This is a genomic window from Bradyrhizobium sp. ISRA464, assembly GCF_029910095.1.
Lineage (GTDB): Bacteria > Pseudomonadota > Alphaproteobacteria > Rhizobiales > Xanthobacteraceae > Bradyrhizobium.
The window spans coordinates 3,358,458-3,383,023 of the sequence record NZ_CP094526.1 but is presented as its reverse complement, the minus strand read 5'-3'; the positions used below and the strand labels follow the sequence as shown (position 1 = coordinate 3,383,023).

The 24,566-nt window shown below is 63.3% G+C and carries 34 protein-coding genes and 2 tRNA genes; 16 read left to right on the top strand and 20 right to left on the bottom strand.

Features of this window, described 5'->3' with window-relative positions; all coding sequences use genetic code 11:
- The first annotated feature begins 352 nt into the window (after nucleotides 1–352).
- Complete coding sequence (locus MTX19_RS15745) at nucleotides 353–739, top strand: YciI family protein (RefSeq protein ID WP_280984353.1); 387 nt, start codon at nucleotides 353–355, stop codon at nucleotides 737–739.
- 22 nt (nucleotides 740–761) lie between these two features.
- Here the strand turns inward: MTX19_RS15745 and MTX19_RS15740 are convergent, their stop codons facing one another.
- From MTX19_RS15740 to MTX19_RS15730, 3 genes are all read right to left on the bottom strand, one after another.
- Nucleotides 762–1,178, bottom strand: coding sequence for a hypothetical protein (locus MTX19_RS15740; protein ID WP_280984352.1), 417 nt, complete (start codon nucleotides 1,176–1,178; stop codon nucleotides 762–764).
- A gap of 91 nt (nucleotides 1,179–1,269) precedes the next feature.
- Nucleotides 1,270–2,067, bottom strand: coding sequence for a lytic murein transglycosylase (locus tag MTX19_RS15735; RefSeq protein WP_280984351.1), 798 nt, complete (start codon nucleotides 2,065–2,067; stop codon nucleotides 1,270–1,272).
- A gap of 454 nt (nucleotides 2,068–2,521) precedes the next feature.
- Nucleotides 2,522–4,048, bottom strand: coding sequence for an FAD-dependent oxidoreductase (locus tag MTX19_RS15730; protein ID WP_280984350.1), 1,527 nt, complete (start codon nucleotides 4,046–4,048; stop codon nucleotides 2,522–2,524).
- 136 nt (nucleotides 4,049–4,184) lie between these two features.
- Here MTX19_RS15730 and MTX19_RS15725 point away from each other — a divergent pair, with 136 nt between their 5' ends.
- Nucleotides 4,185–4,613, top strand: coding sequence for a hypothetical protein (locus MTX19_RS15725; RefSeq protein WP_280984349.1), 429 nt, complete (start codon nucleotides 4,185–4,187; stop codon nucleotides 4,611–4,613).
- A 68-nt stretch (nucleotides 4,614–4,681) separates the two neighbouring features.
- Here MTX19_RS15725 and MTX19_RS15720 read toward each other — a convergent pair whose 3' ends face one another.
- A complete protein-coding gene (locus MTX19_RS15720; RefSeq protein WP_280984348.1) occupies nucleotides 4,682–4,897 on the bottom strand; it encodes a hypothetical protein in 216 nt (71 codons plus the stop codon).
- 489 nt (nucleotides 4,898–5,386) lie between these two features.
- Here MTX19_RS15720 and MTX19_RS15715 point away from each other — a divergent pair, with 489 nt between their 5' ends.
- Nucleotides 5,387–5,575 (top strand): hypothetical protein, encoded by a 189-nt coding sequence (locus MTX19_RS15715; RefSeq protein ID WP_280984347.1) that lies wholly within the window; start codon nucleotides 5,387–5,389, stop codon nucleotides 5,573–5,575.
- A 492-nt stretch (nucleotides 5,576–6,067) separates the two neighbouring features.
- On the opposite strand, the gene MTX19_RS15710 is transcribed toward MTX19_RS15715, so the two are convergent.
- From MTX19_RS15710 to glk, 4 genes are all read right to left on the bottom strand, one after another.
- The gene (locus tag MTX19_RS15710) at nucleotides 6,068–6,256 is read right to left on the bottom strand and encodes a hypothetical protein (RefSeq protein ID WP_280984346.1); all 189 of its coding nucleotides are present in this window, start codon (nucleotides 6,254–6,256) and stop codon (nucleotides 6,068–6,070) included.
- A 434-nt stretch (nucleotides 6,257–6,690) separates the two neighbouring features.
- Nucleotides 6,691–6,918 carry a hypothetical protein gene (locus MTX19_RS15705; RefSeq protein WP_280984345.1) on the bottom strand — a complete coding sequence of 76 codons (228 nt, stop codon included), beginning with the start codon at nucleotides 6,916–6,918 and terminating at the stop codon, nucleotides 6,691–6,693.
- Nucleotides 6,881–7,366, bottom strand: coding sequence for a hypothetical protein (locus tag MTX19_RS39265; protein WP_348638297.1), 486 nt, complete (start codon nucleotides 7,364–7,366; stop codon nucleotides 6,881–6,883). Before MTX19_RS39265 ends, MTX19_RS15705 begins: the two co-directional genes overlap by 38 nt.
- A gap of 154 nt (nucleotides 7,367–7,520) precedes the next feature.
- Nucleotides 7,521–8,504, bottom strand: a complete 984-nt coding sequence (glk, locus tag MTX19_RS15695; RefSeq protein ID WP_280984344.1) for a glucokinase — start codon at nucleotides 8,502–8,504, stop codon at nucleotides 7,521–7,523.
- A 983-nt stretch (nucleotides 8,505–9,487) separates the two neighbouring features.
- Between glk and MTX19_RS15690 the strand changes: the two genes are divergently transcribed.
- The 4 genes from MTX19_RS15690 to MTX19_RS15675 all read left to right on the top strand — a co-directional run bounded on the left by MTX19_RS15690 (nucleotide 9,488) and on the right by MTX19_RS15675 (nucleotide 12,165).
- Nucleotides 9,488–9,697, top strand: a complete 210-nt coding sequence (locus tag MTX19_RS15690) for a hypothetical protein (RefSeq protein WP_280984343.1) — start codon at nucleotides 9,488–9,490, stop codon at nucleotides 9,695–9,697.
- A 135-nt stretch (nucleotides 9,698–9,832) separates the two neighbouring features.
- Nucleotides 9,833–10,177, top strand: a complete 345-nt coding sequence (locus MTX19_RS15685; RefSeq protein WP_280984803.1) for a hypothetical protein — start codon at nucleotides 9,833–9,835, stop codon at nucleotides 10,175–10,177.
- 611 nt (nucleotides 10,178–10,788) lie between these two features.
- Nucleotides 10,789–11,085, top strand: a complete 297-nt coding sequence (locus tag MTX19_RS15680; protein WP_280984342.1) for a hypothetical protein — start codon at nucleotides 10,789–10,791, stop codon at nucleotides 11,083–11,085.
- Between the two features lie 327 nt (nucleotides 11,086–11,412).
- Nucleotides 11,413–12,165, top strand: coding sequence for a tyrosine-type recombinase/integrase (locus tag MTX19_RS15675; protein WP_280984341.1), 753 nt, complete (start codon nucleotides 11,413–11,415; stop codon nucleotides 12,163–12,165).
- A gap of 25 nt (nucleotides 12,166–12,190) precedes the next feature.
- On the opposite strand, the gene MTX19_RS15670 is transcribed toward MTX19_RS15675, so the two are convergent.
- A tRNA-Tyr gene (locus tag MTX19_RS15670) sits at nucleotides 12,191–12,276 on the bottom strand.
- A 195-nt stretch (nucleotides 12,277–12,471) separates the two neighbouring features.
- On the opposite strand from MTX19_RS15670, the gene rlmB reads away from it, so the two are divergent.
- The gene (rlmB, locus tag MTX19_RS15665; RefSeq protein ID WP_280984340.1) at nucleotides 12,472–13,296 is read left to right on the top strand and encodes a 23S rRNA (guanosine(2251)-2'-O)-methyltransferase RlmB; all 825 of its coding nucleotides are present in this window, start codon (nucleotides 12,472–12,474) and stop codon (nucleotides 13,294–13,296) included.
- Nucleotides 13,297–13,353: 57 nt separating this feature from the next.
- On the opposite strand, the gene MTX19_RS15660 is transcribed toward rlmB, so the two are convergent.
- Together MTX19_RS15660 and MTX19_RS15655 are read right to left on the bottom strand one after the other, a co-directional pair.
- Entirely contained in the window at nucleotides 13,354–13,842 is a 489-nt protein-coding gene (locus tag MTX19_RS15660; RefSeq protein ID WP_280984339.1) for a hypothetical protein, read from the bottom strand.
- 46 nt (nucleotides 13,843–13,888) lie between these two features.
- On the bottom strand, nucleotides 13,889–14,359 hold the full coding sequence (locus MTX19_RS15655) for a hypothetical protein (protein ID WP_280984338.1): 471 nt from the start codon (nucleotides 14,357–14,359) through the stop codon (nucleotides 13,889–13,891).
- Nucleotides 14,360–14,615: 256 nt separating this feature from the next.
- Here MTX19_RS15655 and MTX19_RS15650 point away from each other — a divergent pair, with 256 nt between their 5' ends.
- The 5 genes from MTX19_RS15650 (at nucleotide 14,616) to MTX19_RS15630 (ending at nucleotide 16,434) form a co-directional block, all read left to right on the top strand.
- Complete coding sequence (locus MTX19_RS15650) at nucleotides 14,616–14,864, top strand: hypothetical protein (protein ID WP_280985025.1); 249 nt, start codon at nucleotides 14,616–14,618, stop codon at nucleotides 14,862–14,864.
- Between the two features lie 155 nt (nucleotides 14,865–15,019).
- Nucleotides 15,020–15,094, top strand: a tRNA-Thr gene (locus MTX19_RS15645).
- A gap of 124 nt (nucleotides 15,095–15,218) precedes the next feature.
- Complete coding sequence (locus MTX19_RS15640; protein ID WP_280984337.1) at nucleotides 15,219–15,401, top strand: hypothetical protein; 183 nt, start codon at nucleotides 15,219–15,221, stop codon at nucleotides 15,399–15,401.
- Nucleotides 15,402–15,442: 41 nt separating this feature from the next.
- On the top strand, nucleotides 15,443–15,622 hold the full coding sequence (locus MTX19_RS15635; RefSeq protein WP_280984336.1) for a hypothetical protein: 180 nt from the start codon (nucleotides 15,443–15,445) through the stop codon (nucleotides 15,620–15,622).
- A gap of 332 nt (nucleotides 15,623–15,954) precedes the next feature.
- A complete protein-coding gene (locus MTX19_RS15630; RefSeq protein ID WP_280984335.1) occupies nucleotides 15,955–16,434 on the top strand; it encodes a hypothetical protein in 480 nt (159 codons plus the stop codon).
- A 219-nt stretch (nucleotides 16,435–16,653) separates the two neighbouring features.
- Here MTX19_RS15630 and MTX19_RS15625 read toward each other — a convergent pair whose 3' ends face one another.
- On the bottom strand, nucleotides 16,654–17,226 hold the full coding sequence (locus MTX19_RS15625; protein WP_280984334.1) for an alpha/beta hydrolase: 573 nt from the start codon (nucleotides 17,224–17,226) through the stop codon (nucleotides 16,654–16,656).
- Nucleotides 17,223–17,591 (bottom strand): hypothetical protein, encoded by a 369-nt coding sequence (locus MTX19_RS15620; protein ID WP_280984333.1) that lies wholly within the window; start codon nucleotides 17,589–17,591, stop codon nucleotides 17,223–17,225. Before MTX19_RS15620 ends, MTX19_RS15625 begins: the two co-directional genes overlap by 4 nt.
- A gap of 522 nt (nucleotides 17,592–18,113) precedes the next feature.
- Between MTX19_RS15620 and MTX19_RS15615 the strand changes: the two genes are divergently transcribed.
- The gene (locus MTX19_RS15615; protein ID WP_280984332.1) at nucleotides 18,114–18,368 is read left to right on the top strand and encodes a hypothetical protein; all 255 of its coding nucleotides are present in this window, start codon (nucleotides 18,114–18,116) and stop codon (nucleotides 18,366–18,368) included.
- Nucleotides 18,369–18,428: 60 nt separating this feature from the next.
- On the opposite strand, the gene MTX19_RS15610 is transcribed toward MTX19_RS15615, so the two are convergent.
- The 4 genes from MTX19_RS15610 to MTX19_RS15595 form a co-directional block, all read right to left on the bottom strand.
- Nucleotides 18,429–18,668, bottom strand: a complete 240-nt coding sequence (locus MTX19_RS15610) for a DUF6719 family protein (protein ID WP_280984331.1) — start codon at nucleotides 18,666–18,668, stop codon at nucleotides 18,429–18,431.
- Nucleotides 18,669–18,826: 158 nt separating this feature from the next.
- Complete coding sequence (locus MTX19_RS15605) at nucleotides 18,827–19,543, bottom strand: outer membrane protein (RefSeq protein WP_280984330.1); 717 nt, start codon at nucleotides 19,541–19,543, stop codon at nucleotides 18,827–18,829.
- Between the two features lie 266 nt (nucleotides 19,544–19,809).
- Nucleotides 19,810–20,205 (bottom strand): hypothetical protein, encoded by a 396-nt coding sequence (locus MTX19_RS15600; RefSeq protein ID WP_280984329.1) that lies wholly within the window; start codon nucleotides 20,203–20,205, stop codon nucleotides 19,810–19,812.
- 244 nt (nucleotides 20,206–20,449) lie between these two features.
- On the bottom strand, nucleotides 20,450–20,773 hold the full coding sequence (locus MTX19_RS15595; protein ID WP_280984328.1) for a hypothetical protein: 324 nt from the start codon (nucleotides 20,771–20,773) through the stop codon (nucleotides 20,450–20,452).
- A gap of 276 nt (nucleotides 20,774–21,049) precedes the next feature.
- Here MTX19_RS15595 and MTX19_RS15590 point away from each other — a divergent pair, with 276 nt between their 5' ends.
- Nucleotides 21,050–21,595, top strand: a complete 546-nt coding sequence (locus MTX19_RS15590) for a tetratricopeptide repeat protein (RefSeq protein ID WP_280984327.1) — start codon at nucleotides 21,050–21,052, stop codon at nucleotides 21,593–21,595.
- A 315-nt stretch (nucleotides 21,596–21,910) separates the two neighbouring features.
- On the opposite strand, the gene MTX19_RS15585 is transcribed toward MTX19_RS15590, so the two are convergent.
- The gene (locus MTX19_RS15585; protein WP_280977281.1) at nucleotides 21,911–22,195 is read right to left on the bottom strand and encodes a hypothetical protein; all 285 of its coding nucleotides are present in this window, start codon (nucleotides 22,193–22,195) and stop codon (nucleotides 21,911–21,913) included.
- Nucleotides 22,196–22,525: 330 nt separating this feature from the next.
- Between MTX19_RS15585 and MTX19_RS15580 the strand changes: the two genes are divergently transcribed.
- Entirely contained in the window at nucleotides 22,526–22,750 is a 225-nt protein-coding gene (locus tag MTX19_RS15580; RefSeq protein ID WP_280984326.1) for a GDCCVxC domain-containing (seleno)protein, read from the top strand.
- A gap of 86 nt (nucleotides 22,751–22,836) precedes the next feature.
- On the opposite strand, the gene MTX19_RS15575 is transcribed toward MTX19_RS15580, so the two are convergent.
- Nucleotides 22,837–23,586, bottom strand: a complete 750-nt coding sequence (locus MTX19_RS15575) for a cation transporter (RefSeq protein ID WP_280984325.1) — start codon at nucleotides 23,584–23,586, stop codon at nucleotides 22,837–22,839.
- A gap of 115 nt (nucleotides 23,587–23,701) precedes the next feature.
- Nucleotides 23,702–24,154: a hypothetical protein gene (locus tag MTX19_RS15570; RefSeq protein ID WP_280984324.1), complete on the bottom strand. Its 453-nt coding sequence runs from the start codon at nucleotides 24,152–24,154 to the stop codon at nucleotides 23,702–23,704.
- Nucleotides 24,155–24,566 lie beyond the last annotated feature (412 nt).

The window sequence follows — 24,566 nt, the reverse complement described above, 5'->3', positions numbered from 1 at the left end:
TCCGCCCCGTTCCCTCGCCTGCCCCGCGAACTTGCCGCCTTAACAGAGGCCGATTCGCTGCCTATATTTGCAGTCCCATCAACAACGAAAGGAGGTGATCCAGTGTCTTATCTCAAGCGCTGTCACCTCGCTGGGATCGCCCGCTAGGCCTTGACCAATGAGCCTGGCATCGGGGCGCTCTCAGCCCTTGACCAGCGAGACAACAAACCGGGGCGCGGCGGGAGTGATTCCGCCGCGCCTTTGTGCTGTACGGGTCAGTTGATTCGCGGCTGGCGCTCCCGACAAAAATTGTCGGTTCGGGCCGTGTCGAAACGTCCTTTGTCCAGACGCAGCAAAATGAGGAGAGCTACCGATGCTTTATGCCATCCTGGCCTACCACGTCGAAGCCGAGGTCAAGTCATGGACCGCGGCAGAGGACGCGTCCGTGATGGCCGGCCTGCGCGAGGTCCACGAACGGCTCAAGGGCCGGCTCGGTCCCGCCGCACGGCTCGGCGACACCGACAAGGCGCGCACCCTGCGCGGGCCGGGCCAGGGGATGGTGATCGATGGCCCGTTCGCCGAGACCAAGGAGCAACTGCTCGGGCTCTACGTGATCGACTGCGCCGACGAGGACGCGGCCATCGCGGCCGCGCGGGACTTGCGCCGGGCGAATCCAACCGCAGTCTACGAGATCCGCCCGGTCAGGCTCTATCTGCCGGGCGCGCCTTTTCCGGAGACCGCGAGCCCGACCGACGCCTGAAGCGCGGATCGCCAAGATGCGATCAGCGATGGCTGGAACGGCTCGGGAGCTTCGGGAGCTTGCTCGCATCGAACTTCGGCGCGGGCGTGGGAGCGTTCGCTTTGGGCTCGGCTGGCAAGCCCTCGCTCGGGATCAATGTCGCCTCGAACGGCACACCAGGCACCTGGTCGGCGGTCCCGGTACAGGTCGCAATCGCGCCGGCCGACAAGCCTTCGAGCCTCAACACAAGATCATCGACGCCGAACACCGTCGCATGGCCCTCCGTATGCCGCTTGGTGGTGACGATGGCAGAGAAGCGATCGCCCGCGACCTCGTACGTGCCGCTGTAGAGCATGATGCTGTCACGGCCCCACAGCTTGCCGTCGGCAAAATGAACGATGCCAGTGCCTTCGCCAAGCGGCGTCCTGAACCAGGCCGCGTAGGTGCCGTCCTTGAGCACGGAGTTGTCTCCACTCTCGCGCGTTCGCAGCACCGATCTGGCCACCCTTGCGTTAACAAGAGGTGAAGGGCCATGAAACCGGACCGCCGGCTCACCGCCCGTCGATCTGCCGTCCCATGATGGCGATCGACTTCTGATAGACCTGTGCACCGTTCCAGGCCTCGATCGCTGCGAAATTGGGTTCTCCGGGCTGATAGCCCGCTCCCGCGCGCCAGCCATGGGCGCGCAGAAAGTTCGCCGTCGAGCTCAGCGCGTTGGCGGCGACGTCAAGATTACCGACGCCGTAGTTGAGGATATTTTTCGGCATGAACTGGGTCTGGCCGACCTCGCCATGCATCGAGCCGCGCTGGTTCGGCGAGATCGCGCCGCGGTCGATCAGCTTCAGCGCGGCATAGAGCTGGTCGGTGAAGAACTCCGGACGGCGGCAGTCATAGGCGAGCGTTGCGATCGACGACAGCATGTTCTGGTTGCCACGCTGGCTGCCGAAGCCGGTCTCCATGCCCCAGATCGCGATCAGCGGCCCGGGCGGCACGCCGTAGCGCTGCTCGATCTGCGCGAACATCGCGGCATGCGATTGCTTGAGCGAACGGCCACGCGCCACGATGGTCGCGGCGCCGCGCTTAGCCATGAACTGCTCGAGCGACAGGCCGAAGCTGCGCTGGCCGCGGTCGGCCGCAATGGTCGCGCTGGCGTAGTTCGTCTGCATCAGCGCGCCAACCGCGGTGGGGCCGACGCCCTTGGCTCTCGCCTCCTCGGCAAATTCGCGCTTCCAGTTCTCGAAGCCGCCCGGCCCGTTGCCGCACTGGGCAGCATTGGCCTGCGCGCCAAGCGACGCCACGATCGCGATAGCGACGAGCGCCGGCGTTACAAGCTGGCTGCCCCTGATCATTCAAAACTCCTCCATATCGTAGCCCTTGACCTCCGGCCGGCATAGACGATGGCCGAAGATAGATGACCCGCCGATGAACGGCCGGCCGGGATCGTACGATATGGCGGGGCAGCGGGATTGACCATCCCGGTCACGGGCGCGTTGCCGAGGCATTTGGCCCCGGCGCCGGGATGCGGACGGCACTATCGCCTGGAGCGTTTTCGAGCGAAGTGGACACTGGTTCGTGTGAAGAAAACGCGTCAAAACAAGAATCCAGAGCCTCGGTTCTGATTCAATCAGAACCGAAAATACTCTAGTCGGGAGAGACGAGCAGCCAGGCCAGGTATCCGTAGTAAGCGGTCACGGCCAACGCCAGCGCAACGGCGCAGCCGGCGATGAGGTCCGCTATCATGCGAGATTTCGCGTCGTTCACGACACCAGCCCCGTCTGTTTTCGCGACGTTGGGACGCGGCGCTCAGACCGTCTCGCCCTGCTCCATCGCGAGCTCGGCCCGCAGATTGTCCAGGTCGCGATAGACCGACGCGACAGCGAGCACGCGTCCCTTGCTCTTGTAGCGCAGCAGGCAGTCCCTGCCCTTGATGTCGCCGTCGACGGCGATCTCGTCCCACCTCTCCGCGTGCCCGACATAGTTGATCGGCACGTCATAATGCTGGCTCCAGAAGAACGGCACGGCATCGAAGGGCTCTTTCCGGCCGAGCATGTTGCGCGCGGCGGTCTGTCCCTGTCGCTCGGCGACCACCCAGTGCTCGACACGGATGCTCTCGCCGGAATGGGCATCGGGCCAGCGCGCGATATCGCCGGCGGCGTAGATGCCGGGCACGCTGGTCTCAAGATGCGCATTCACGGTGACGCCGCGATCGAGCGCGAGCCCCGCCTGCTCGGCCAGCGTCAGCCGCGGCCGCACGCCGACGCCGACCACGACAAGCTCGGCCTCCAGCATTCCGCCGCGCTTCAGGCTGGCACGATGCCCGTCGATCGCGGTGACGGTGTCGCCGAGATGGAAGATCACGCCGTGCTCCTCGTGCAGGGCCCGCACGAAGTCGCCCATCTCGGGCCCAAGGATCCGCTCCATCGGGCGCGCTTCAGGCGCCACGACATGAACCTCGAGGCCGCGGGTGCGCAATGCCGCCGCGGCCTCCAGCCCGATGAAGCTTGCACCGATCACGATCACGCGCCGCGCTGTCTTTGCCGTCGCGATGATGGCGCGGCTGTCGGCGAGCGTACGCAGGGTGAGGACGTGAGGCTGATCGGCGCCTGGGATCGGCAGCCGCACCGGCTCGGCACCGGTCGCGAGCAGCAACCGGTCGTACGGCACGGCCTTGCCGTCGCCGAGCACGACCCGGCTCGCCTTGCTGTCGATCGCAGTCACTTCGGTCTTGAGCTGAAGCTCGATCCTGGCTTCCGGATAGAAATCGTCTGGCCGCAACGGCACCCAGTCCTCCGGCGCGCTGCCTGCGAGATAGTCCTTCGACAGGTTTGGCCGGTCGACCGGCGGCGCCTTGTCGCTGCTCAGCATCGTGATCGCGCCGTCGAACCCTTCGCGCCTCAGCATCTCCGCCGCTGCGAAGCCGGCAGCACCGCCCCCGACAATCACGATCCGCTTCGGCGCGTCGGCCGGAAGCTTCTGAGGGGCCTTGTGTGGCTCCTGCTTGGTGCGAACGAGGACACGGTCGCCGTCCTGCTCGACCTTCCAGACTGACAGTGCAGACAATGCGGGCGCGCGGGTCGCCTCGCCGCTGCGCAGGTCGAAGCAGGCGTGATGCCAAGGGCAGCGGACGCTACCGCCAACCACGAGCCCGTCCGCGAGCGGACCATGATAGTGACTGCAATGGGCATCGATCGCGAAGATCTGCCCGTCCTTTCGCACCAGCAAAATCTCGTCTTCGCCGACATGGCCGACCAGCATGTCGTTCTCGAAAGCGCCGAGGGCGACGCCCTGCGTGAGGTCCGGGCCAGCGGGTCCGTTGCTCTGTTCGGCCATCCGTGCCTCCTCCATGACGAGAATCCAAATCAAAGCCCGCGGGCGCGATTGGTTCCAATCGATGCGGGGGCCGGCACGACGCTTAACGCTAGCACGGCGCTCGACATTGACGTTCGCGACAAGGTGCGAGGCCGCGTTGACGACGCGGCTGCGTCCGGCGCTCTATTCAAGATGTCAGATAGCAATGAGGATGTGCGCCCGCGTTCTCGCGACGGGAATCGTCCGAGCTTTGCGTTCGTTCCGCCCTCTCGCGAAGGCGAAGGAACCGCGTGAGAGGACCACATGGCACGATCAGCATGGAAGCGGCCTGGATCACCGATCGGCAGGAAAAGGGCCGCGCAAGGCGAACCCGAGATACAAGCGTCGCTCGCATCAGCGCTGGAGCAACAAGGAAGTGACGCAGCTTCTCGCGCTGGCGAAGGCAAACACCCCGACGGGTGTGATCAGCCTGAAGATGCAACGGCCGCCGGCATCGATCGCAAGCAAAGCGCAGCGCGAGGGCATCTCGCTAAGGCCAATCAACCGTTCACCCTATAATCGCCGGAAGAAAGCAGTTCGCCGCTAATCGTGATCGGGCGGGTCTCGCTGGGCGTCCTGCCCACCAGTCCCTGCAACCCGCGCCATTGAAATGCATCACGATGCCAGAACGAGCGGCTCGTATCTCAGCCGGTACGCATCGATAGCGGCGTTGGACAGGAGCAGGCGGCGCCTCTCACCTTTGCGCATCATGCGATCGATCGTGCCCAACAGAAAATGGGCAGCGGCAAGGGGATCACCAAGATCGCCGGATCGCTCGAGGACGTTCCAAGCGATTTCGAATGATTGTTCACGTAACTCGCTATCGGTCATGCGGACCAACGCCGCTGCTGTGCTAGCGTTCCTCCGTCGACGACGATGTGCTATGTCGACGGGTCGACTTGTCCTGCGTGCGCTGCTTCGGATTAGTAGAGATCTAATCAAGGCCTGGCGCACATTTTCAGCAGGAGGACCTAGATTGCTTACGGAATGTTCTGGGCCGGCCCGTTTTCTGATTTAGTCAAATTAACTAGGGATACGCCCGGTTCCGTGTCATAGTGCGGCGATGGACCTACATATGATGAGGGGCCATCTCGCGGATGCTGAGCGGCACATTGCGCTTAGTGAGAGGCATATTGCCCGCCAAGTCGAGATCATCGCCGACTTGGCGCGCATGGTCACAGCACGGAATTGGCAGTTGATCTTCTAGCGACCTATTGGCTGCTACATGAGAGCCATATCGATCACCAACGCCGCATCCTAAAAAGGCTGGCGGGATAAGGCCCGCAAAGGAACCATTTTGCCCGCTTTACGTTGGGATAGATGTCAAAACTGTCCCCCACCGAGCGCGAAAGACTGACACGGGAAGCACGAAAAGCAAGGGATGCAGAGCGCCGACAAGACGCCATCCGGGCGCTGCGAGAACATGAACTCGCTCAGGAAGCGCGCTACAAGAACCTGGAACGACTGAGAGCCGAGCGGTTGGCCCGCGAAGCCTTGGCAAACAAGTAAGGCCGCCTCAGTTGGCGGCCTCTCTCGTCATAGACCCTTTGCCGTTTCATAGACCCTTTGCCTTTGTCCTCTTCCGGCTCGCATCAATTGGCAAGTCGTACCAATTTCAGGTAGCGGCGCAGCGGGGGATACGCTGAGGTCAAAGGATGCCATAACGACCTTGAGGCTCAATCGTCTCCGTAGTCGGTTCGTTCGTAGGGGTTAGAAACTAAAGCTCTCGCCGGTACTTTGTAGCGAGCATGGAAGATAAGCCTGCCTCCGAGGTTCATTTGATTCGTGTGACGACCGATGAGGGCGAGCAACAGATTTGGCTCGCCGCGACGCCGCGAGACGAAGCCGTTGATCGAGTGCTGGACACCGTCCCGGAAGGATGGGCCGTTAGCCTTATTCAGCGGCGGCTTGGGGCAGAACAAATATCGGAATTGAACATGACAGTCGGAGAAGTCCGACGGCTTCGGGTATCCTAGCGCGAGGCTCCGGCTGATCCGCGGATCAGTCAGCCTTGTCGCCCTTGGTGGCGGCCGCGACCTCTGTTTCGACCGTGGCCGCGAGCGTCGACAGGTGCTCGGCCAGCATGGCGAACAGCTGGCGCTTGCGGGGATCCGTCGCAAGATCTCTGATCAGAGCGCACTCCGCCGCATCAGCGCGGAGCTTTTCGAGATGCGCCACCATGTCCTTCATGTTTGCTTTGCTCCCGGCTCCGATCTCGACAGCGTACGCGGGGGTACGGACCGCCGGCAATAATCCAGATGACCGCTTGGAACGATCTCGACTGCCCGGCTCAGATCACAAGGAGCGACTAACCGGAGGCCCCTGATGCAACGCCGTCGCCGGGTGAAGCGGGTACATACTTCTCTCGCCAGCGCCATTCAGGCAAACAAATTTTGTGGCCTGCTGGCGCTAAGCCAAAATGGTTGCGGCGCGGGATCCTGATGCCCTCACCTCACCGGCTGACACGACCGACCATCGATTGGTTCGCCTGACTCCAGACAGTCTCAAACTTGTCCTTCGAGATTTCTTTCGCGGAGAAATGATTCCAATCCCGGCTGCTGATCGCGAGCGGCTCGTCAATTGCCGCTCGCATAGCTGGCTGCGCCGGCCGCCTGCGGCACGTCCTACGGTACGCTGCTTCTCTTGATCGGGCCGACGGTTTGCGGCCGGTTGAGGAAGAACTCGCGGTTGCCGAGCGCCGCCTCCGCATATTGATCGATCGCCACGATGATCGCCTGGACGTGCTGAAAGCACCAACCTTCGCGCGTCGCCCGGTGGCGGACCTCGGCCAGCGCCTTGATCCAGGGCGAGTGTTCATCGCTGTCGTGGAAGTAGCGAAGCGGCTCTTTCATGCTTCCTCCGGCTGATCATGTCGTCCAGTTGCGCGCGCTTGCGCGACAGCAGGAGCTGTGCGGACGCGCTGTCGAGCCCGGCCTGCTTGAGCTGATCCACGGTCGAGCCCAGCTCGCGCAGTTGCGCGCGAAGCCTCAGCAGTTCGAGCGGTCGTCGCGCACGTTGTTCGCCGAAGACCAGATGACGCTTCGGGAGCGGCACGACAACGGACTTCCCCGCGCGAGGCTGGCGCGACGCGAAGTTGACCAGGATCGGCTCGTGATCGCCCAGCACGGTGCGCTCCTCGACCAGGCGGCTCATGACTAGGCGCATCTTCAGGATGTCCCCGGCCACGAAGGCGCAATCCTCGTCCCGCTTGATCTGCTCACGCATGATCGCCTCGGCCTCGAGCATGCTGATCCTCAAGGCCCTGATCTGTCTGCGAATTTCGTTGATGCGGTTGTCCATGGCGGTGTCTCCTCCGGGAACGCCACCATAAGAACAAATCATGAACATTCAGTCAATCAGCCGGAGGCTGAATCTCGCCGCTGCCACCCGGCGAACGAGCGCCGGAGGTCGAGAGTTCAACGGCAGGATGGCACGACGAAAACGATATCTATCGTCACTGCGCCGGTGCGAGCGGGCGATCGGATGTCGACACGTTCATCTCGAAGAACGTCTTGAGCCCGGCAAAAGCGGTATCCGGCGTGACGATGATGTTGACCGGCACGCGTCTGAGATAGGCCCCGAACCGTCCCTTACCTTCGAAGCGGTTGCGAAACTCCGATCGCGCCAGATAGTCGACGAAGCGCGGCAGGATGCCACCGGCGAGATAGAGGCCGCCGGACGCGGAGAACGTCAGCGTCAGGTTTCCGCAGACATTGCCCAAGAAACAGCAGAACATGTCGAGCGCCGCGCGGCTGGTGGCGCAGCGCTCGGAGGCAGCGGCGTGCACGATCGAGGCCGCGTCGCGCGCGGGCGCGCCGGCGCCATCGATGGCATTGATGGCGCGATAGAGGTTCTCCAGCCCGGACCCGGACAGCGCCCGCTCGATCGAGACGTGGCCGAACTGGCTGCGCATGCGCGCGATCACCTGCTCTTCCCGCTCCGATGTTGCCGGCAGGGTGGCGTGGCCGGCTTCGGTGACGACCGCCAGCGACGAGGCGCCGCGCCGCATCAGGCAGGACGCGCCAAAGCCGGTCCCCGGACCGACCACCAGCATCGGCCCGCCGGCGACCGGATCCTGCCCGCCGAGCTTGACCAAATCATGCGCGGTCAGCGCCGGCAGCGACCACGCCATGGCCTCGAAATCATTGAGAAGATGCACTGCGCGAAAGCCGAACAGGTGTTGCAGTTCGGCGGCGTCGAACGTCCACCGGCTGTTGGTCAGGGTGACGCGCTGGTTCTCGATCGGCCCCGCGACATCCATGATGGCGAAGCCGGTGGTGGCTCGTGCGCCCTGCTGATCCAGGAAGGCCGCCATGGCCTCGGCCGGGGTCTCGTAATCGGCCACCTTCATATGCGTGGTCGGGCCAATCGTCCCCTGATCGAGCAGCGCGAACCGCGCATTGGTGCCGCCGACGTCGGCGAGCAAGGCTTGATCCATCCCCGTCATTCGCGATCCGCTGTCCCTCATCAATCGGCCCGCCTTGTCTCACAGCGCGAGCCATCTCGATACCATCGCCGGACAACGACCAGAGCAGCGCCGGTCGGCCTCCGCCTCTCCGCAACACCGCCGACCTGCTTACGGTTCCATCGATGATGCGGGTCGTACACGACGATATCAGGATCGAAGGCACATTGCCGCGTCAGGCCCTGTCGTGAGGAGCCCGCGATGTGGCAACCGCGGCGCCGAGCAGGTCAGAATTGCGATGCAGTGTGGATGCTGAGCCCGCCTTCGCCCTTTGGGCTTCGGCGAGGCAGCCTTCGCCCGCTTCGCTACGATTGATCCTGCTGGCTTGCCTAGCCGAAGCTCGCGAAGCGAGCGAAGGCTGGTGGGGGAGGTAGTCGTCGAATAACCCAGTAATTACAATTAGCTACAAATCGGTGCGGGATTTTTCCCACCATTGAGCCTTAAAAGGAATTTTCAACGGCGCCCGCACCCGATCAAAAAGCGGTCGTTGACTCCGTGGCCTGCCTCGAACGGAGACAGAAATCCCGGGCCCGTCTCAAGCGTATGCGACGGCAGACGGAGCAACGTTCAAGCGCGTCAGCAGCGGTATGCGGTGCTGGGGCGGGCGGTCCCGGCCAATCCCAAAGCTACCTACCCCACGCTCGGGACCGCCTCGCCTGCACGAGGTAACCGCCCGATGCCGTTTGACGATCGCGAGCTCCGTCGCCTTATGGAAGTTGGCATGATCATCGCTGCCATCGCCCTCATCGTGATCTTCGGCTATTTCAGGATGCACGGGCGATAGCCGCACCGCACCGACGCAATCGATCTCCCCGGACGGGTTGTGCGCGGGACATTTTTGGTCGCTAAATCCTGAGCGTGCCCATAATCTCGGTGGATCGCAGGAACGGTTCCGACCATCAACCGCCCCCATTGGCCCCGGTCGGGGCCGTTCTCCCAACCACATGACGGGCTCGATGTTTGATTACCTAAGAACGCATGGTCTGACGATGGAGCTGCCGCATTGGCTGATCGCCACCGGTGGGCTTTTCATGGTCGTCGGGATCATTGGGCTTCTAAGCAGAAGCTCCAAGGCAAACGAGAACAGCCGGGAAACGGTGACGCCCGCTGAAACGCCACAGCTGGTCAAAGCTCAGCGGCCACCGGCTGGCAGCTCCGATTCATGACTTTCGGCACATTTGCGCCGGAGCATCAATCTGCCCCGTTTCATCGTTAATCAGCCGCGATCGATCGGACGGGTGTTTACCGGTCAAAATGGGGAGCAATCTGAAGTGAAAAAGACGATCGCGGTTGCGGCGCTCATGCTGGTCATGGTTCCAACGTCAACACTTGCGCAGGAGCGGGGCGGTGATGCCGCCCTCGGGGCGATCTCCGGCGCGCTGGTGTTCGGCCCGGTCGGTGCGATTGCAGGCGCGGTTGTCGGCTACACGGCTGGCCCTTCAATTTCGCGGTCCATGGTGGCTAGTGGTCGGCATACTCGTCGCTCCACACGTCGTGCAACACAGGTGGTCCGCGCCGACAGGCACCGCGTTGTCCCCGCAGCGGATGCGCCGCAGGCCGCCGCACCTGAACAGCGGCCGGTTCATGCGATGGTCGCGGCCCCGACGACAGAAACCGCTCCGCCGCCTGTGCAGGGGTTTGAATAAGTTGGGCGGGCAGTCTCTCTCGATTCAGTTCATCCGCCGCAACCACGAAATCCCTTGGGGTCAGCACCGCCCCTGTTTCCAGAGACCGGGCGGGCAGCCGTGTCCGCGCCAGCCGACCTTGCGACCGCGACTCCAGCCAAATGGTCGATAACCGTAGCCATGACCCCAGCCGTGGCCGTGTCCCCAGCCGTGGCCGCCTCTTACTTGGATTAGGTCAGTGCTGTTCGCGGTGCCCAGCGCAAGCGGGTAAGCACAGCTTCTGGTTCAGCTACAAGCTGAGCTGCAGGCTGAGCCACAGGCTCAGCAAGAAGTAAGAATTAATTGAGAGACGTTGAGTGCAGGGCATAGGTCGCCCAGCCCCGCTAATGCGAGGTTGGGCCGTACCCTGCGTGCTGTTGGCTCGGAGCCGACGCATCGTTTGGGCATGGTCCATCCACGAAGATCAGATGGAGCGTCACGTCGAAATTGCTGACATCGACGCCGCCAGTGCTGTCGATTCCGATCGGAAATCCGCCCGTCAGAATGTCCCATCGAGGAAGCAGGCCCTAGTCCAGCAGCGGCCCGATATGCTTTGATGAGCGAGACCGGAACTGAGATGCATGGGTGGTCTCATGTATATGTTCGTTCGAAAGTACACTAAGGTTCGTTCGGTTGCGGATGCTGCCCGCCGCGCCAAGAGCGGCATCGGCCAGATCCTGAAGGGATCGCCCGGATTTAAATCTTATTATGTATTGGATGGGGGCGAAGGCGTCGGTGTCGCTGTGATGATATTCGAGGACCGCGAAAGCGCCAACGCGGCGAACGATAAGGTCCTGCAGTTTGTTCAAGCAAGCCTGCATGACCTTGATCTTGGCACCCCCGAAATCATCGCAGGGGACGTCTTGGTGAACATTGAATCTGATGCATAATTGATCGCAAGGGCCGCTGACGACCGGCGCGTTCGAGCATTGAGGCAAGATTTTGGCCTTCGCTGCGAGCGATACGGGATGATCGCAGATTTATAACTATTGCCATTGCCCGGCCCCTGCCAATGGGCAGCATAGGTCCGAGCGCAGCCTCGATCGAGATCGCCGATAGTAGCAACCACAACCATTCGCGAGAGCTTCATCTCGTCGAGCCTATCACCCTGTACGCCTTCGCCCGTTTCCGGCGCGGCTGTTGCACCGGCCCGTGTCTGTTCAACGCCCGCATGACGCCGATCCGCGCAAACATAGTTGGTCTGCTGCGTTCAGCCCTTGTCCAAGATTACCGGGAAGGCCATCAAAGCAGGCATCGATCGGCGCAAAGGTCATGCGGCGCGGCACTTTCTCGATACCATGAAGGGCCTGTTCAAATGGGCTGTCGATGCCGAACATGTCAAAGCTGATCCGGCGGCCGGCAAGTCCGTAGCGAAGCCGAAGACTAAGGGCTTCCCGGTCTGGGAAGAAGAAGAGATCATCCAGTTCGAACAGCGGTGGCCGCGCGGGACTCGTGAGCGCGTCATGTTCGATATCTACTGCTATACCGGATTGCGCCGTGGTGACGCTGCAGCACTCGGCAAGCAGCACGTCAAAAATGGTGTGATCAGCATCGACACCGAGAAGACAGGAACTCGTGTCACGATTCCTGTGCTTGACGTCCTGCAGAATACCCTCGACGCCGGGCCGACCGGGGATCTGGCATTCATTGCCACAGCCAAGGGCCATCGGATGACTAAGGAGAGCGTCGGCAACGCTTTCCGCGACGCCTGCCGCGCCGCCGGAATCAAGAAGTCAGCCCACGGTCTCCGCAAGGCCGCGGCCACCAGGGCAGCAAATAATGGGGCCACGGAGGCTCAGCTCGAGGCGATCTTTGGCTGGGAGGGTGGGAAGATGGCCGCCCTCTACACGCGAACCGCCAACCGGCAGAAGCTGGCGACGGGTGCCATGAATACTCTCGCGAGAACCGAACAAGAAACTTCTATTCCCGCACCTCAGGGGCAGGTGCGGGCCGCGGGCCAAAAAGAGTAGACCTTTCAAAGCCAAAAGATTGGGATGGTGGGGGAGGTAGGACTCGAACCTACGAAGCCATGAGGCGGCTGATTTACAGTCAGCTCCCTTTGCCACTCGGGACACTCCCCCGTCTAACAGCGCCAGACCGGCCGCGCGAGTGGCGGCGGACCGGGTCATCGAAATGACGCTGATAACCGCGCAGGCCCGGTTCAGGCGCGCGGTCGGGCGCCGTTATGGGCGAAGGGACCGGTCAAAGTCAACCAAGCCTGCGCGCTATTTGCGGGTTAAATTGCCAATATTCGGGAGCCGTGACACAAGCCTCACATGAGCGATCGCGACCGCAAACCCAATTTCCGAAGCAAGGGCGGTAAACCCTTCCAAAAAGGGCAGAAATTTTCTCGTCCCCCGGCCTGGCGGGAGCGAGAATCGGGTTCCGACGGGCCGGTGATTCTCTATGGCTGGCACACGGTGTCGGCCGCGCTCGCCAATCCGGACCGCTATATCCGCAAGCTTTACCTCACCGAGAACGCCGCGAGGCGCCTTGCTGAGGAGAATATCGACACCCGCGTCGCGCCGGAAATCGTCCGTCCCAGCGCGCTCGACCAGCGCCTCACCCCCGACGCCGTGCACCAGGGCCTGCTCGCGGAGGCCGATCCCCTGCCCTCGCCCGGCATCGACACACTGGCGCAGGAGGGCATCGTGCTGGTGCTGGACCAGATCACCGATCCGCACAATGTCGGCGCCATCATGCGCTCGGCTGCGGCCTTCGCGGTGAAGGCGATCGTCACCACCGCCCGCCACAGCCCGGAGGCGACCGGGGTGCTGGCGAAATCCGCCTCCGGCGCGCTCGAGCTGGTGCCGCTGGTCACCGTGCAGAACCTGGCGCGCGCGTTGAATGAGCTGAACGAGCGCGGCTTCCAGACCGTCGGGCTCGACAGCCAGGGCGCGGAAGACCTCGGCAAGGTGGAGTTGCAGCAGCCCTTAGCGCTGGTGCTCGGCGCCGAAGGCAAAGGCCTGCGGCAATTGACGCGCGAGACCTGCCGCGTCGTCGCCCGGCTCGACATGCCCGGCGAGATCAAGAGCCTCAACGTATCGAACGCCGCGGTGCTCGCGCTCTATATCGGGGCGAGCCGGCTCGGGCTGATGTAGCAAAACGCCCGCTCGCGAGATGCGAACGGGCGCTGATCTCTTCGAGAGATCGCCGGATCAGTAATAGCGGCGCAGCACGCGATGGCCGTAGTGATACGGCGCGTAGGCATGACGCGGCGCATGGCCGTAACGATAGCCATAGTGCGGACGGTGATACCACGGGCGATAGTGGTGATACGCGCGGTAGCCATAGTGGCGATAGCCGTAATACGGGCGGCCATAGCCCTCGCGATAATACGGACGCGGCGCCCAGTCGCCCGGACCGGTGTAGGTCGGGCCCTGGTTCACGTAGTAGTACTGCTGCGCGGTGCCAGGATAGACCGCATCCGGATCCGGCAGACGCTCGACTGCCCCCCAGCCGCCGTAACCGCCATAGCCGGCGTAGCCGCCGCAGGGGTTGCAGCCGGAATAGCCGTAACCGTAGCCGTAGGTCACGACCGGCGCGGAATAAACCGGTGCGGCGCACGGGCTGAAGCCGCATGCCATCGCGGGCGCAGCGGCCATGACCGCCACGGCCGCGATCATTCCTGTAATCATTTGACGCATTACTCTCTCCTGTAGGTGTTTTTCGTTGGTATGGGCTTCGTGAAGGCTATTGCGGGCTCCGGGGATGCGGCGGCCGCGGCACCGAACCCGGGCGCGTCCCGTTGAACTGCGGCGCGTAGATCACCGGCGGCGGATCGACGGGGACGTTGGACTGCGCCGGCAGCGGGGCCGATTGCGCCGACCATAACTGGTGATAGCTCTCGGCCGGCTGCGGCAGGCGGCGGTTCGCCGGCGGCTCGACCTCGAGGCGGCCGTAGCCGGGCATGTGGCCGAGGCTTGGATAATAGTGGCCGACATTCGGCACCGGATCGACCGGGCGGCCGCCATAGACCGTCGGCACCATCGACTCGTTGCGGGCGAGACCCATGGCGCTCTCGACCACGGCGTAGGAGGCGTCGACCCCATTGATGATGATGGGCACGCCGGGGCGAGAGGGCACGACGATGTCGAAGCCGCCGCCGGCCGACGCCGCTGAGGTCATTCCGGCCAGTATCGCCAGTGCTATGCCGATGCGCATGCCACGTCCCGGTTGTTCGACGCGCAACCTAAAGCAACGCGCAGGCGCAAGGGTTAAGGCCGCGGGTCGAACTGCCGGTAAGCCTAACGCGTAAGCATCCGCGCCCGCTCAATTATGAAGAAACAGCATCAGGAATCGTTAACGCGCATGTCCCGACCTGTCGGCGCGTCAGGCGAAGGCGTTCGCCATGATCGAATAGACGCAGATCGCGACAGTCGTCGCGGATGTCGCGCATGTGCATGCAATGTGCTCGACGATGGGACGGGGCTATGCCCATCACCACCGTACCACCCGGCGCGATCGCGACTGGCAGAGCAGCTACAACCGCTACGACCCCGGCCCATTCGGCCTTGCGGCCGGTGTGGTCGGCGGCGCCGTTGGAACGGCCGCCGCGATCGCCACCGCCCCGATCGGCGGCGCGGAATATGCCCGGCAGAACGGCTTCGTCTGCACCCCCGGCACCTGGTTCCGCGGCGCCGACGGCCGCCGGCATCCCTGCCAGTAGCGCGGAGCTTGGTGCATCCAGCGAACAAGGCGGCCTTAAGGGCCGCCTTTTCGTTGCCGGCTCGAAGGCGTAGACCGCCGCCGGGGCACGGGCATTTCTGCTTCTGGCTCTCGCCCGCCAAGTCTGCTATGCGAGCCTCGCAAATCCTCCCATTCGCCGGCTTAGCTCAGCGGTAGAGCAGCAGTTTTGTAAACTGAAGGTCGGGGGTTCAATCCCCTCAGCCGGCACCAGCCCTCGTCCCGTGGCCCTGGCAGGATTCGTGGGGACATTCCCGTAGGACCACGCAACGTCCAGATTGCTTCTGCCCTTGCCGGCCGAAACGGTGTATGCAATTTAAAAAGGGGGGCTTAGGCGATGACCTATTTGATCCTTGCCCGCGATGGCACCAGTCGAATCGTGTTGAAGCGCAACAGCGAGGACGCGGCCGAGAAGAAGGCGCGTGAGCTCAAGGAGATGGGCTGGTTCGAGGTCGAGGTTCGCGAGGACACGGCAGCGGACATTGCAGAGCCGGCGGATCATAAGCAAACGCTGCAATGAACCTTTAGGAAGCGGCCCCTTACATACGTGTGAGGTGCCACATGTCCGACTCAGCACATTACCGCTTCCAATCCGATCAGGCGAAACGGCTGGCCCGTCAGGTGACCGACGCCGCGGTGCGTGAGAAGCTGCTCGAAATGGCCGAGGAGTATGGCCGCTACGCTGACCTGATCGAGGCGCGTGCGGCCGAAGCGATCACTGTCGAGGCGGCGGCTCACTAGGGCATTTACCGAGCCTCGCGCGGCATGAGGGGACGCGAAGACAACCGCAACATGCTGCTGGGCATGGCCGTCGCGGGAATCAGCGCGGTGCCGACCGCCTGCTCCAGCCGGTAGCCGATCCCGCACGCTCCCGATCTGCCCCCGGTGCGGATCGTCGGTACCCGTTCGTCCCCAACACCCATCCCAGCGAGCGATAAGGGCGTCGCGCGTGGAAGTGGTGTCACACTTTTGTCACCCCGCGTGCAAAACGAACGTCTTCGTCAACCATCATTATGGTGAACGCTTGATTCCGCGAGGTTGCTTTGGTGCAATCCGCGCGCTCAAGGTGCGCCATGAAGTGGATGGAAGAACGCGATCTCCTGATCGCGCAGACAATCGCCTTCGTACAGTCGGTGACCGGCAAGCGCCCGGACGCCGAGATGATGAAGCCTGCTCCGCAGAGGACTGCTCCACCGGCCATTGTCCTGGAGACCGGGACGGAAACTCAGGAAGCGCCGACGCAGGTGGCCGCACCGCTGCCGGTGCCGACCGTGTTTGAGGTGCCTCCTGCCGCGGCGCCCGCTCCGCCCGCCCCCTTGGCCGTCACCGAAGCCGCGGCGGTGACCGCCCCTGCGCCGCAAGTGCAGATGCCGCATTTCGCAAGGCTCGACATCGATGGTGATTTCGGGGCGGACGTGCGGGCGCGCGTGGCAAAGTTCCGTGCGAACCAGCAGCGTTTCCTCAAGGAGCGCGAGGAATACTGCACCAGCACGATGGCGAAGGTGCGCGCCGCGATCCGCGACAACAGCGAGCTACCGCGCTCCGGCAAGTAGGCGGGTGCTTTGCTCGTCCGCCTCGGATCGAGCGCGGCAGGGCTCATTTCCCGTTCTTGAAGACTGGCATTCGGTTGAAGTCCTATCAGCATCGTCATGCCCGGGCTTGGCCTGGACGAGCCCGGCCATGACGGCGGCGGATAATAAATCCCACCCAAGGGCGCCGAAGCGCAGCAGCTCCCTGCACGCGGGAGAGCGAGCGCAGTGTCGCGCATGGCCTCACCGCGCGGCGATCTTCTCCAGCACCGGCAGCAGGTGCTTCAAGAACGCGCCCGGATCCTCGCTCATCGGGAAATGGCCGAGGCCTTTCATGATGGTGGCCTCCGCTCCGGGAATGCTGTTCGCCACCGCCAGCGTCTCCTCCGGCGTACAGGAATAGTCGTACTCGCCGGACAACAGGAACAGCGGGCAGCGCCTGGTGTCGATCTGCAGCGCGATCCGTCCGCCGATCGAGCAACCGATCACGATCGGCTTGTCGAGCTCGAGCGCATCGATCACGGCGAGGATCATCGTCGTGTATTGCGCCGAGGTGAGCTGGTACTCCTCGTCATGCCAGCCTTCAGGCGGCGAGGACTTGCCGTGCCAGGGCATGTCGAAGGCGATGACGCGATGATCGCGCGTGACACGCGGATCGTTCATCAGGCCGCGATATTGCCGGCCGTCGCTGCCGGCGGTGTGCAGGCAAAGCAGCGGCGTGCCCTCGCCCGCCTCCTCGACATAGATGCGGTGCGGCCGGCCGAACAATTCGAGATGCATGTAGCGGCCGACGATCGGTTCGAACCTTGCGCTCATGCGGCAACTCCCTCGCGACGCAGCTTGCCGAGCGCCTCCTTGAAGTAGCGCAGGTTCGCCATGAACACCTGGAGGTCACCCTCGGCCTTCAGCACGCGCCGCTTGATCAACGCCATCAGGTCGTTGGAGCCCGGCGGCGGCCGGTGCTCGCAGAACCTGTCCCACTCAGCCTCGGAGGTGCGCAACGCAAAGCACGACGACGGCATCACGAACGGCCCCTTCGTCACCGATCCGATCCGGCCCTCATGGATCGCAATCAGCCACGCCGTCCTGCCGATCTCGAGCAGGAAGGTCGTCGTGAGAAACCGGCCGCGGCGCACCAGCCCCGCGTCGCGATTGACCCGCTCCTTCAGTGTTTCGATCATGGTCGCTCCACCCCGCAATGGCCCATCCGCCGGTCGTGCGGAGGGCTCTTGTTGTCGCTTGAGATGATGGAGGGAATGAACGGACCGTCAATCGGTCCGACCGCCGGGCGGCCACGGCGTTTTCGCGTGGGTCAACGCGTTTTCAGTGGAGCACGCTTCGCGTGACGACAATGCGCGAAACGAGAATCTAGAGCCACGCCCAGACCAGCGCCACATTCGCGGCGCAGGCTGCCAGCAGCGTTACCGCCAGCGCGAACAGCACGCGTTCATTCGGGGTCTGCAGGATCGCTCTCATGGAACGGAGCATCCGGCGATTCTAGCCAGAGAGTCCCGGGGATTCTTTTTCGCCGGGTTTACCGCGCGTTAAGGACTCAAGGCGCGCCACGGAAAGGTCCGAATGGTTCGTACTTTCAATGGCTTGGCGACAATCCGATCACGGTTCCGTGATCGGAACGCTGATACCATTTGGGGAAACCTCTTAACCGGCGCCGGCGTTGTCGGGTTTTCGGGGGGAGCGACGAAATGCCGTATGCACTGTTCTATCAGGACGCCAAACTGAGCAAGGCCTATCCGACGGAGGCTGACGTCTGGAGCCTGGCCCAGAAATCCGGACTGGTGGTTGATGCCGTCACCGACGAGCAAAAGCGCTCGCCGCGCCCGGTGCTGGACAATGATTATGAGATCCGTCCCTGCCAGCTCGACCCGAACGAGGATCCGGACAAGAACAAGGCGGACGCCGATCTTGAAGCGCGCATAGAGCCGCGGCTGAACTCGTGACGTCTGCCGCTTCGGGGCGCTTGCGCGGACCCGACGTGCATAGGGGAAAATCCTGCGGCTTTACGGCGTCGCCGTCGCGAGCGAAGCTTGCTCGGAGGCGAGCGAAACACAGACCTTCCGTCGATGGAGACCCCGGATTGCGCCGGTGACCTTGAGGACCTTGCCGGTCGGACAGGATGCGTCCTGCACGAGCACGACCTCATAGGGTGCAAGGATCAGGGGCTCGGATTTGAGGACCGTCTGGGCAAAGCACGGCACGGAGACCGCAGAGAGAATGAGACCTAACGCAACTTTACGCATGTTTGTTTGTCCACCACCCGGCAGCCGCATAATAGCGCATCACGATGAAAGTTCCGTGCAAGGCAGGAATTATTTTTTGCATTTCATGCGAGGCGCGATCGCGCTGAACAAAAGGCCGGCTGGAAGCCGGCCTTTGCGCATTTCAAACGAACTGACGATCAGTAGTTGCTGCCCACCGGGCCGCCCCAACCGAAGCGATAGTTGATGCCCAGCTTGACGGTGTGCTCGTCGTTGCGGAAGCTCGTGCCGACAATGTCGGCCGGGCCGCCCGTGAACGTGGTCTTGCCGAAATTATAGTACTGGTATTCGGCCTTGGCCGACCAGCTCGGCGCGAACATGTATTCGAGGCCCGCGCCGACCGTGTAGCCGTCCCTGTGGTTGCCGTCGGTGGTGAACGCCGCTGGCACGCCGCCGACCGTGGCGGTGATGTTGTTGTTGTCACGCCAGGCGTAACCGCCCTTGGCGTAGAGCAGCGCCGGACCCCAGGTGTAGCCAAGGCGACCGGTCACCGAACCGATCTGGTCGGTATTGCCGGTCACGAGCGTACCCGCCGGGAACAGCACGCCATTGTTCGACGAGCTCGGCAGCCAGCTATACTGCGCCTCGATACCCATCACCCAGTTCGGCGCGAACTGGTAGTCGAAGCCGCCCTGCACGCCACCCATGAAGCGCGCGTCGCTGCCCATCAGGTTGGTGCCGTCGGTGAACGCGCCGCCAACATGGCCGCCGATGTAGAACCCGGTCCAGTTGTAGACAAGCGCAGGCGCGGTCACGGGCGGCGGTGCCTTGGTATAGGTGCGTGCCGGCATGTCAGCCGCAAGCGCCGGGCTCGCAAGAGCGGCCAGGGCGACGGTGCCGAGCAGAAACTTCTTCATTGGTGGTCCCCATTACTAGCGTTGCGCTACCAACCCAAACAACGTGACCTCAATTAGGTTGCTTTGGGGCAATGCCGCAGCCGTGATCTTCCCGAGCTGTGACAGAGCGGCAACGACGGCCGTTTGTTCCTGATCACAGAAGGTTTTTTATCGGTTAAGTGATCACTCCCTCGCCTCACGGAAGTCGCAAATACCTAAGCCAAGGTTCAGCACTCCCCGAAAAGTGATCGGCTCAGGCTAACCGTCCGATGATCAGGCAGACCGCGCTACCGCGACATATTGCCCAGTTCGGCAAACGGCCCGTAGGAGACGCCGGCACAGGGCTCGGCGGCGTTCTCCATGATGCGGTCGAGCCGGCCGTCGACGAAGATAAGGCCGCGCTCACGCGCCGGGCGGTAATTTCCATCCGTGTCCTTTGCGCTGTAGCGCACGCACACCACGTAGCGCAACCGGCCGCCTATCGTACGCTGCACCGGCTCTGCAATGGCGCCATCGTGTACGCCCACCGGATTGTTCAGGTAGGTCCGCATGAACGCCAGGATCTCGGCGCGGTAGTTGGTCGGAAACGGCTGCTCGGTCACGCCGCGATCGGAGGTGAAGGAGATTGGACCGCTGTCGCCGCCGCCGGCACAGCCGGCTAGCCCGATCGACAGCAGCAGCATCGCCGCCAGTTTAGCTGAAATCCCCAAGTGTCGCCGTAAGTGTCGCAGTTCCATGATCCCCGTGACGATCTCTTAGACCGCCCGGCGCCGGAATGGAATTCGCAACTCGGTTATCTTGCGGGGCCTGAGGCCCCGACAGCACACCGGCCCACCGCCATTGGGGAAGCAATGGCGAACGGGCCGGGTCTGACATCCGTCGGCGCGGCGGGGCAATGTGGATCGAAACCACGCCGGCGGATCAGTTTCAGCCGCGCTTGACCGGCGCGACGTGCTTGATCGCGACCTTCGCCTTGACGTGCTTGCTGGCGTGCTTCGGCGCCTTCTGCACCTTCAACAGGCCCATATGTTTGTGGTGGCGATGATGGCGATAGTGATGACGGTCCATCTTCGCGTTGGCGTTCAGGGCCTTCGACGGCTCCTGCTCGCTCTTGATCACGGGCGCGGGTTTGGTTGCCGGCGCGGGGGTCGTCGCAGGCGCGGGGGTGGCGGTCTTGGCCTGCTCGGCGGCGAGCGCCGGGGCAGCGATCACGGACATGGCGAGCAGCGCTGCGGAAATCGACTTCAACATGGTGGTCTCCTCTTCCACGGGATCGAGAGGTACCCGGCCGGATGGTCGGCCTCGCCGATCAATGGAGGCGACCTTAGAGACCGCGCACTGAACCCGTCCTGAAGGACGCTGACGGTCTTCATTCATGTGAATGACATCTTTGTCATGTGCCCGGGGCGCAGGGGTCACGGGGATTCGTGCGGCGGCCGGGAATGTTCTGATGCCCTAGGTGTTCAAGTCGACAGGCTTCGGTGTAGGATTACCGAGCGCGATCAGGAACTCAGGGAGCGACGAAGAATGAGCAGGACGACAAGGTTTTTGACCCTCGCGGTGCTCTCGATGGCGCTAGCAGGCGGCCCCGTCATCAAGGCCTACGCGGCGGGCGGCGACCAACCGTCCCCGCCCGCATCCGACAGCGGCAAGGGCAAGAAGGCAAGCAAGAAAGACAGGAGATCGTCGATCGACGACCAGAAATTCCTGGCCGGTTATCACGCGGCCTACGCCACGATCTATGATCGCCACGACTACGCCGCCGCGATCGAGCAGTTGAAGGCGCTGGGTCAGGACGATCGCGCCGACGTCGCCAACCTGATCGGCTACTCCTATCGCAAGCTCGGCGACTACAAGGTGTCGCAGATCTGGTACGAGCGTGCGCTCAAGGCCGACCCCAACCACGTGCGCACCTGGCAGTATTACGGCCTGTGGCAGCTCGAGCAGGGCAACCGCGACCAGGCGCAGTATCATCTGAACCGCATCGCGCAGCTCGCCGGCACCAACAGCGAGGAATACCGCTCGCTCGCCGCGGCGCTGGAGAAGCCGCCGGGCACCGCCCTCGTCTACTGAGCAGATGACATCGAAGCATCCCGCCGGTGCGGTCGATACGACCGCGCCGGCTTTTTCGTTATGACGTGGTGACGGTTATTGCGATCATGCGCCGGCGGCGACCGAGAATGCGCAGTATCAAAAGCGCGCCGGTCGAACACAGCGTCGCAAGCACCAGCAGCGCGTCGTTGCTGAACACGCGAGCAACCCAGCCAGAACCCGCAGCGCCGCCGCCGAGATCCGGTTCAGCGGCAGCGCGATGATCAAGGGCGACGATATCTCGACCATGGAACGGCGCACCCGCTCCCGGTCGACGGCATCGCAGCGGTTGCGGCTCTATGGATAGTGCTCGTTGCGCCGGTCGGTCTTGGACCTGCGGTTCACGCCGACCGTATTGCTCGCGGCGCCCGCGTCCGGCTTCGCCTGACGCGCCGCCTTGTCGATCGGCGGGCCGCTGTCGCCGGTCTTCTTGGCGCTGTTCAGCGCCTGGCCCGTCGTCGTGACATTGGCGGCCTGTCCACCTCCGGCGGGGCCGCCGGCCGACGGGCCGGAGCTCTGCGCCAGCACGGTTCCCGACAGCATGAGTGTAGCTATCAGCATGACCGCGGCGTGGACTTTCATGGGGAGGCCTTTCTGTGCGCTGGAATGCACAGCAACGCACCAATGCCGATCGCGTTCCAGCGCTACGGCCGATCAACGTGTTTTCGGCAGAGTAGAGTTAATGTTGGCTCTTCGCCGGTCCCGCGGCATCAGGCACACACGCCCTGACGATCGCGCCTGGGGCGGCGAGCGAATCCCCGCATCGCCCCAGACACAACCGCCGAGGGCGCAGCCGGGACTTGTTGTCGCGGATCGGAGGAACGCCCATATTCAGGCCTGCGTGAACATGTGCGAGGAGTGCGATTTCACGCACGCGCCAATCGACAAGACAGACCCGGGATGAAGCGCGGCATGCAACTCGTCTCCACCCTGACCTGCCCGGCCTGCGGCTTCGCCGAAGCCGTTACCATGCCGACTGACGCCTGCCAGTTCTTCTACGACTGCAAGGGTTGCGGCATCCGGCTCAAGCCCAAGGACGGCGATTGTTGCGTGTTCTGCTCCTACGGTTCGGTGCCCTGCCCTCCCGTCCAGGCGGACGGGAAATGCTGCGGCGAGACCGCGTATGGTGGCCAATGAGGAATTGGCCAAACGGCGCGCGATCGACCGGCATCGCACCGGCGTAACCGCACGACGCCCGGTGCACACACTCATGTGTGGCTCAATCAGCCATGCGCCGCAGTCGGACTGCGTAGCGCCGCTGCCTCACGATGCTCGGCCCACGCCTGCCGCAGAATCTGCACCGACGAGGTGAGGAATATCACCGCCATGACGGCGGCGACTGCGATATCGGGCCATCGCGTGGCTGTTCCCCAAACGCCCAGGGCGGCCACCATCACGACGAGGTTTCCCATCGCGTCGTTGCGCGAGCAGAGCCAGACCGAGCGGACATTGGCGTCGCCGTCCTTGTACGGCAGCAAGAGCAGAACGGACGCCAAGTTCGCAGCGAGCGCCAAGGTGCCTATTGCACCCATCACCTCGGCTTTCGGAACACCGAGAATGAGGGTCTGATAAACGGTCGAGCCGAACACCCACAGCGCCATCAGGCTCAGCGAAGTGCCCTTCAATAGCGCCGCGAAGGCACGCGTTCGCAGGCTGGCGCCGATCACGGCAAGGCTCAGTCCATAGGTGACCGTATCGGCAAGGAAGTCGAGCGCATCCGCCTTGAGCGCCTGCGATCCGGCCAGCTGACCCGCGATCATCTCGGTCAGGAACATTGCGCCGTTGATGCCGATGACTGTCCAGAGAACGCGCTTGTAGCGCGGATTGAGACCGTCAAAGACCGGAACGCCGCCCGAGCAGCACGCGTCAGCCGCGCGATGGCGCTCCACTGTCGGCACGCCAGCGTTCTTCAGCAGCGTCAGCGGCGGTTGTGCACAGCATTCGGATGTCTTCCGCTCGCAGCAATCGCTCATTGGCCTTCTTTCCAGAGACAGGATACGGCTGCCTACGCAGCTGGTTCAAGTTCATGCACGCGGAACTGCGCCAATCCGGGCATTGTGCTCCGCGCTCAACGCGACGATTCGGAAATCAGCACCGTCCTTCGATAGTCTTGCTGATCTCCTCTGGAGCCGCGAAGATCACGTCGGCACGGTCGCCCATCATTCCTGCGGGGACAATTGCTGGCGCTCCCCTCTGCGGGCCCTCCTGGCTGGAATCCGTCTTCAGACGCAGATTGCGTTCCCAGAAATGGCGCGTCTTACCGTCGGCGGTGATCACGCGATAGGTGTCGCGGCAGTGCGTGATGCCCGTCACGCGCTGTCCGGGCTCCAGGGTCTTCAGATTGGGAGCGCGATTGCCGCCCATCATACCTCCCATCATGCCGCCCATCCCCTTCATGCGATTTTCGGCGGTTCGGTCCGGCGCGGCCCCGGGTTTGGTGGCCTGCTTGAGGAACGCCAACAGGTCCGAGCGAACGCGTGAATCCTTGATCCCTTCGAACGGCATCTCATTGTCCGGCACCATGCGTTGCGGATCGGTCAACCAGGCGTCCAGCGAGCGGTCGTCCCAAATGATCCCCGAAGCTTTTAGCGTGTCGGAGTAACGGTCGAAGCTCGGCAGGCTTCCCGCCTTGCGCCCCAGAGGTTTGCGAGGCTCGGCCCGGTCATGTTGCGGTCAGGTTCAAGCGAGTGACACGGCACGCAAGCCTGAAAATCCTGTCGCCCACGTGACGGATCGCCGTTCTGGGCCAACACCGGCGACACGAAAGCGAGAGTCGCGAGTACCACAATTCGACAGGGCTTCATTTTGGCCTCCTCGGCTTCAGGAACGAAGATATTTGACCAAAGCCGCGGCCGCCAGAATCAGGACCACGACGACGAGTACACCAATCAGGCTCATGCCCCACATCATTCCCGGCATCATGTCGTGCATCATGGATCACCTCATCCGGCTG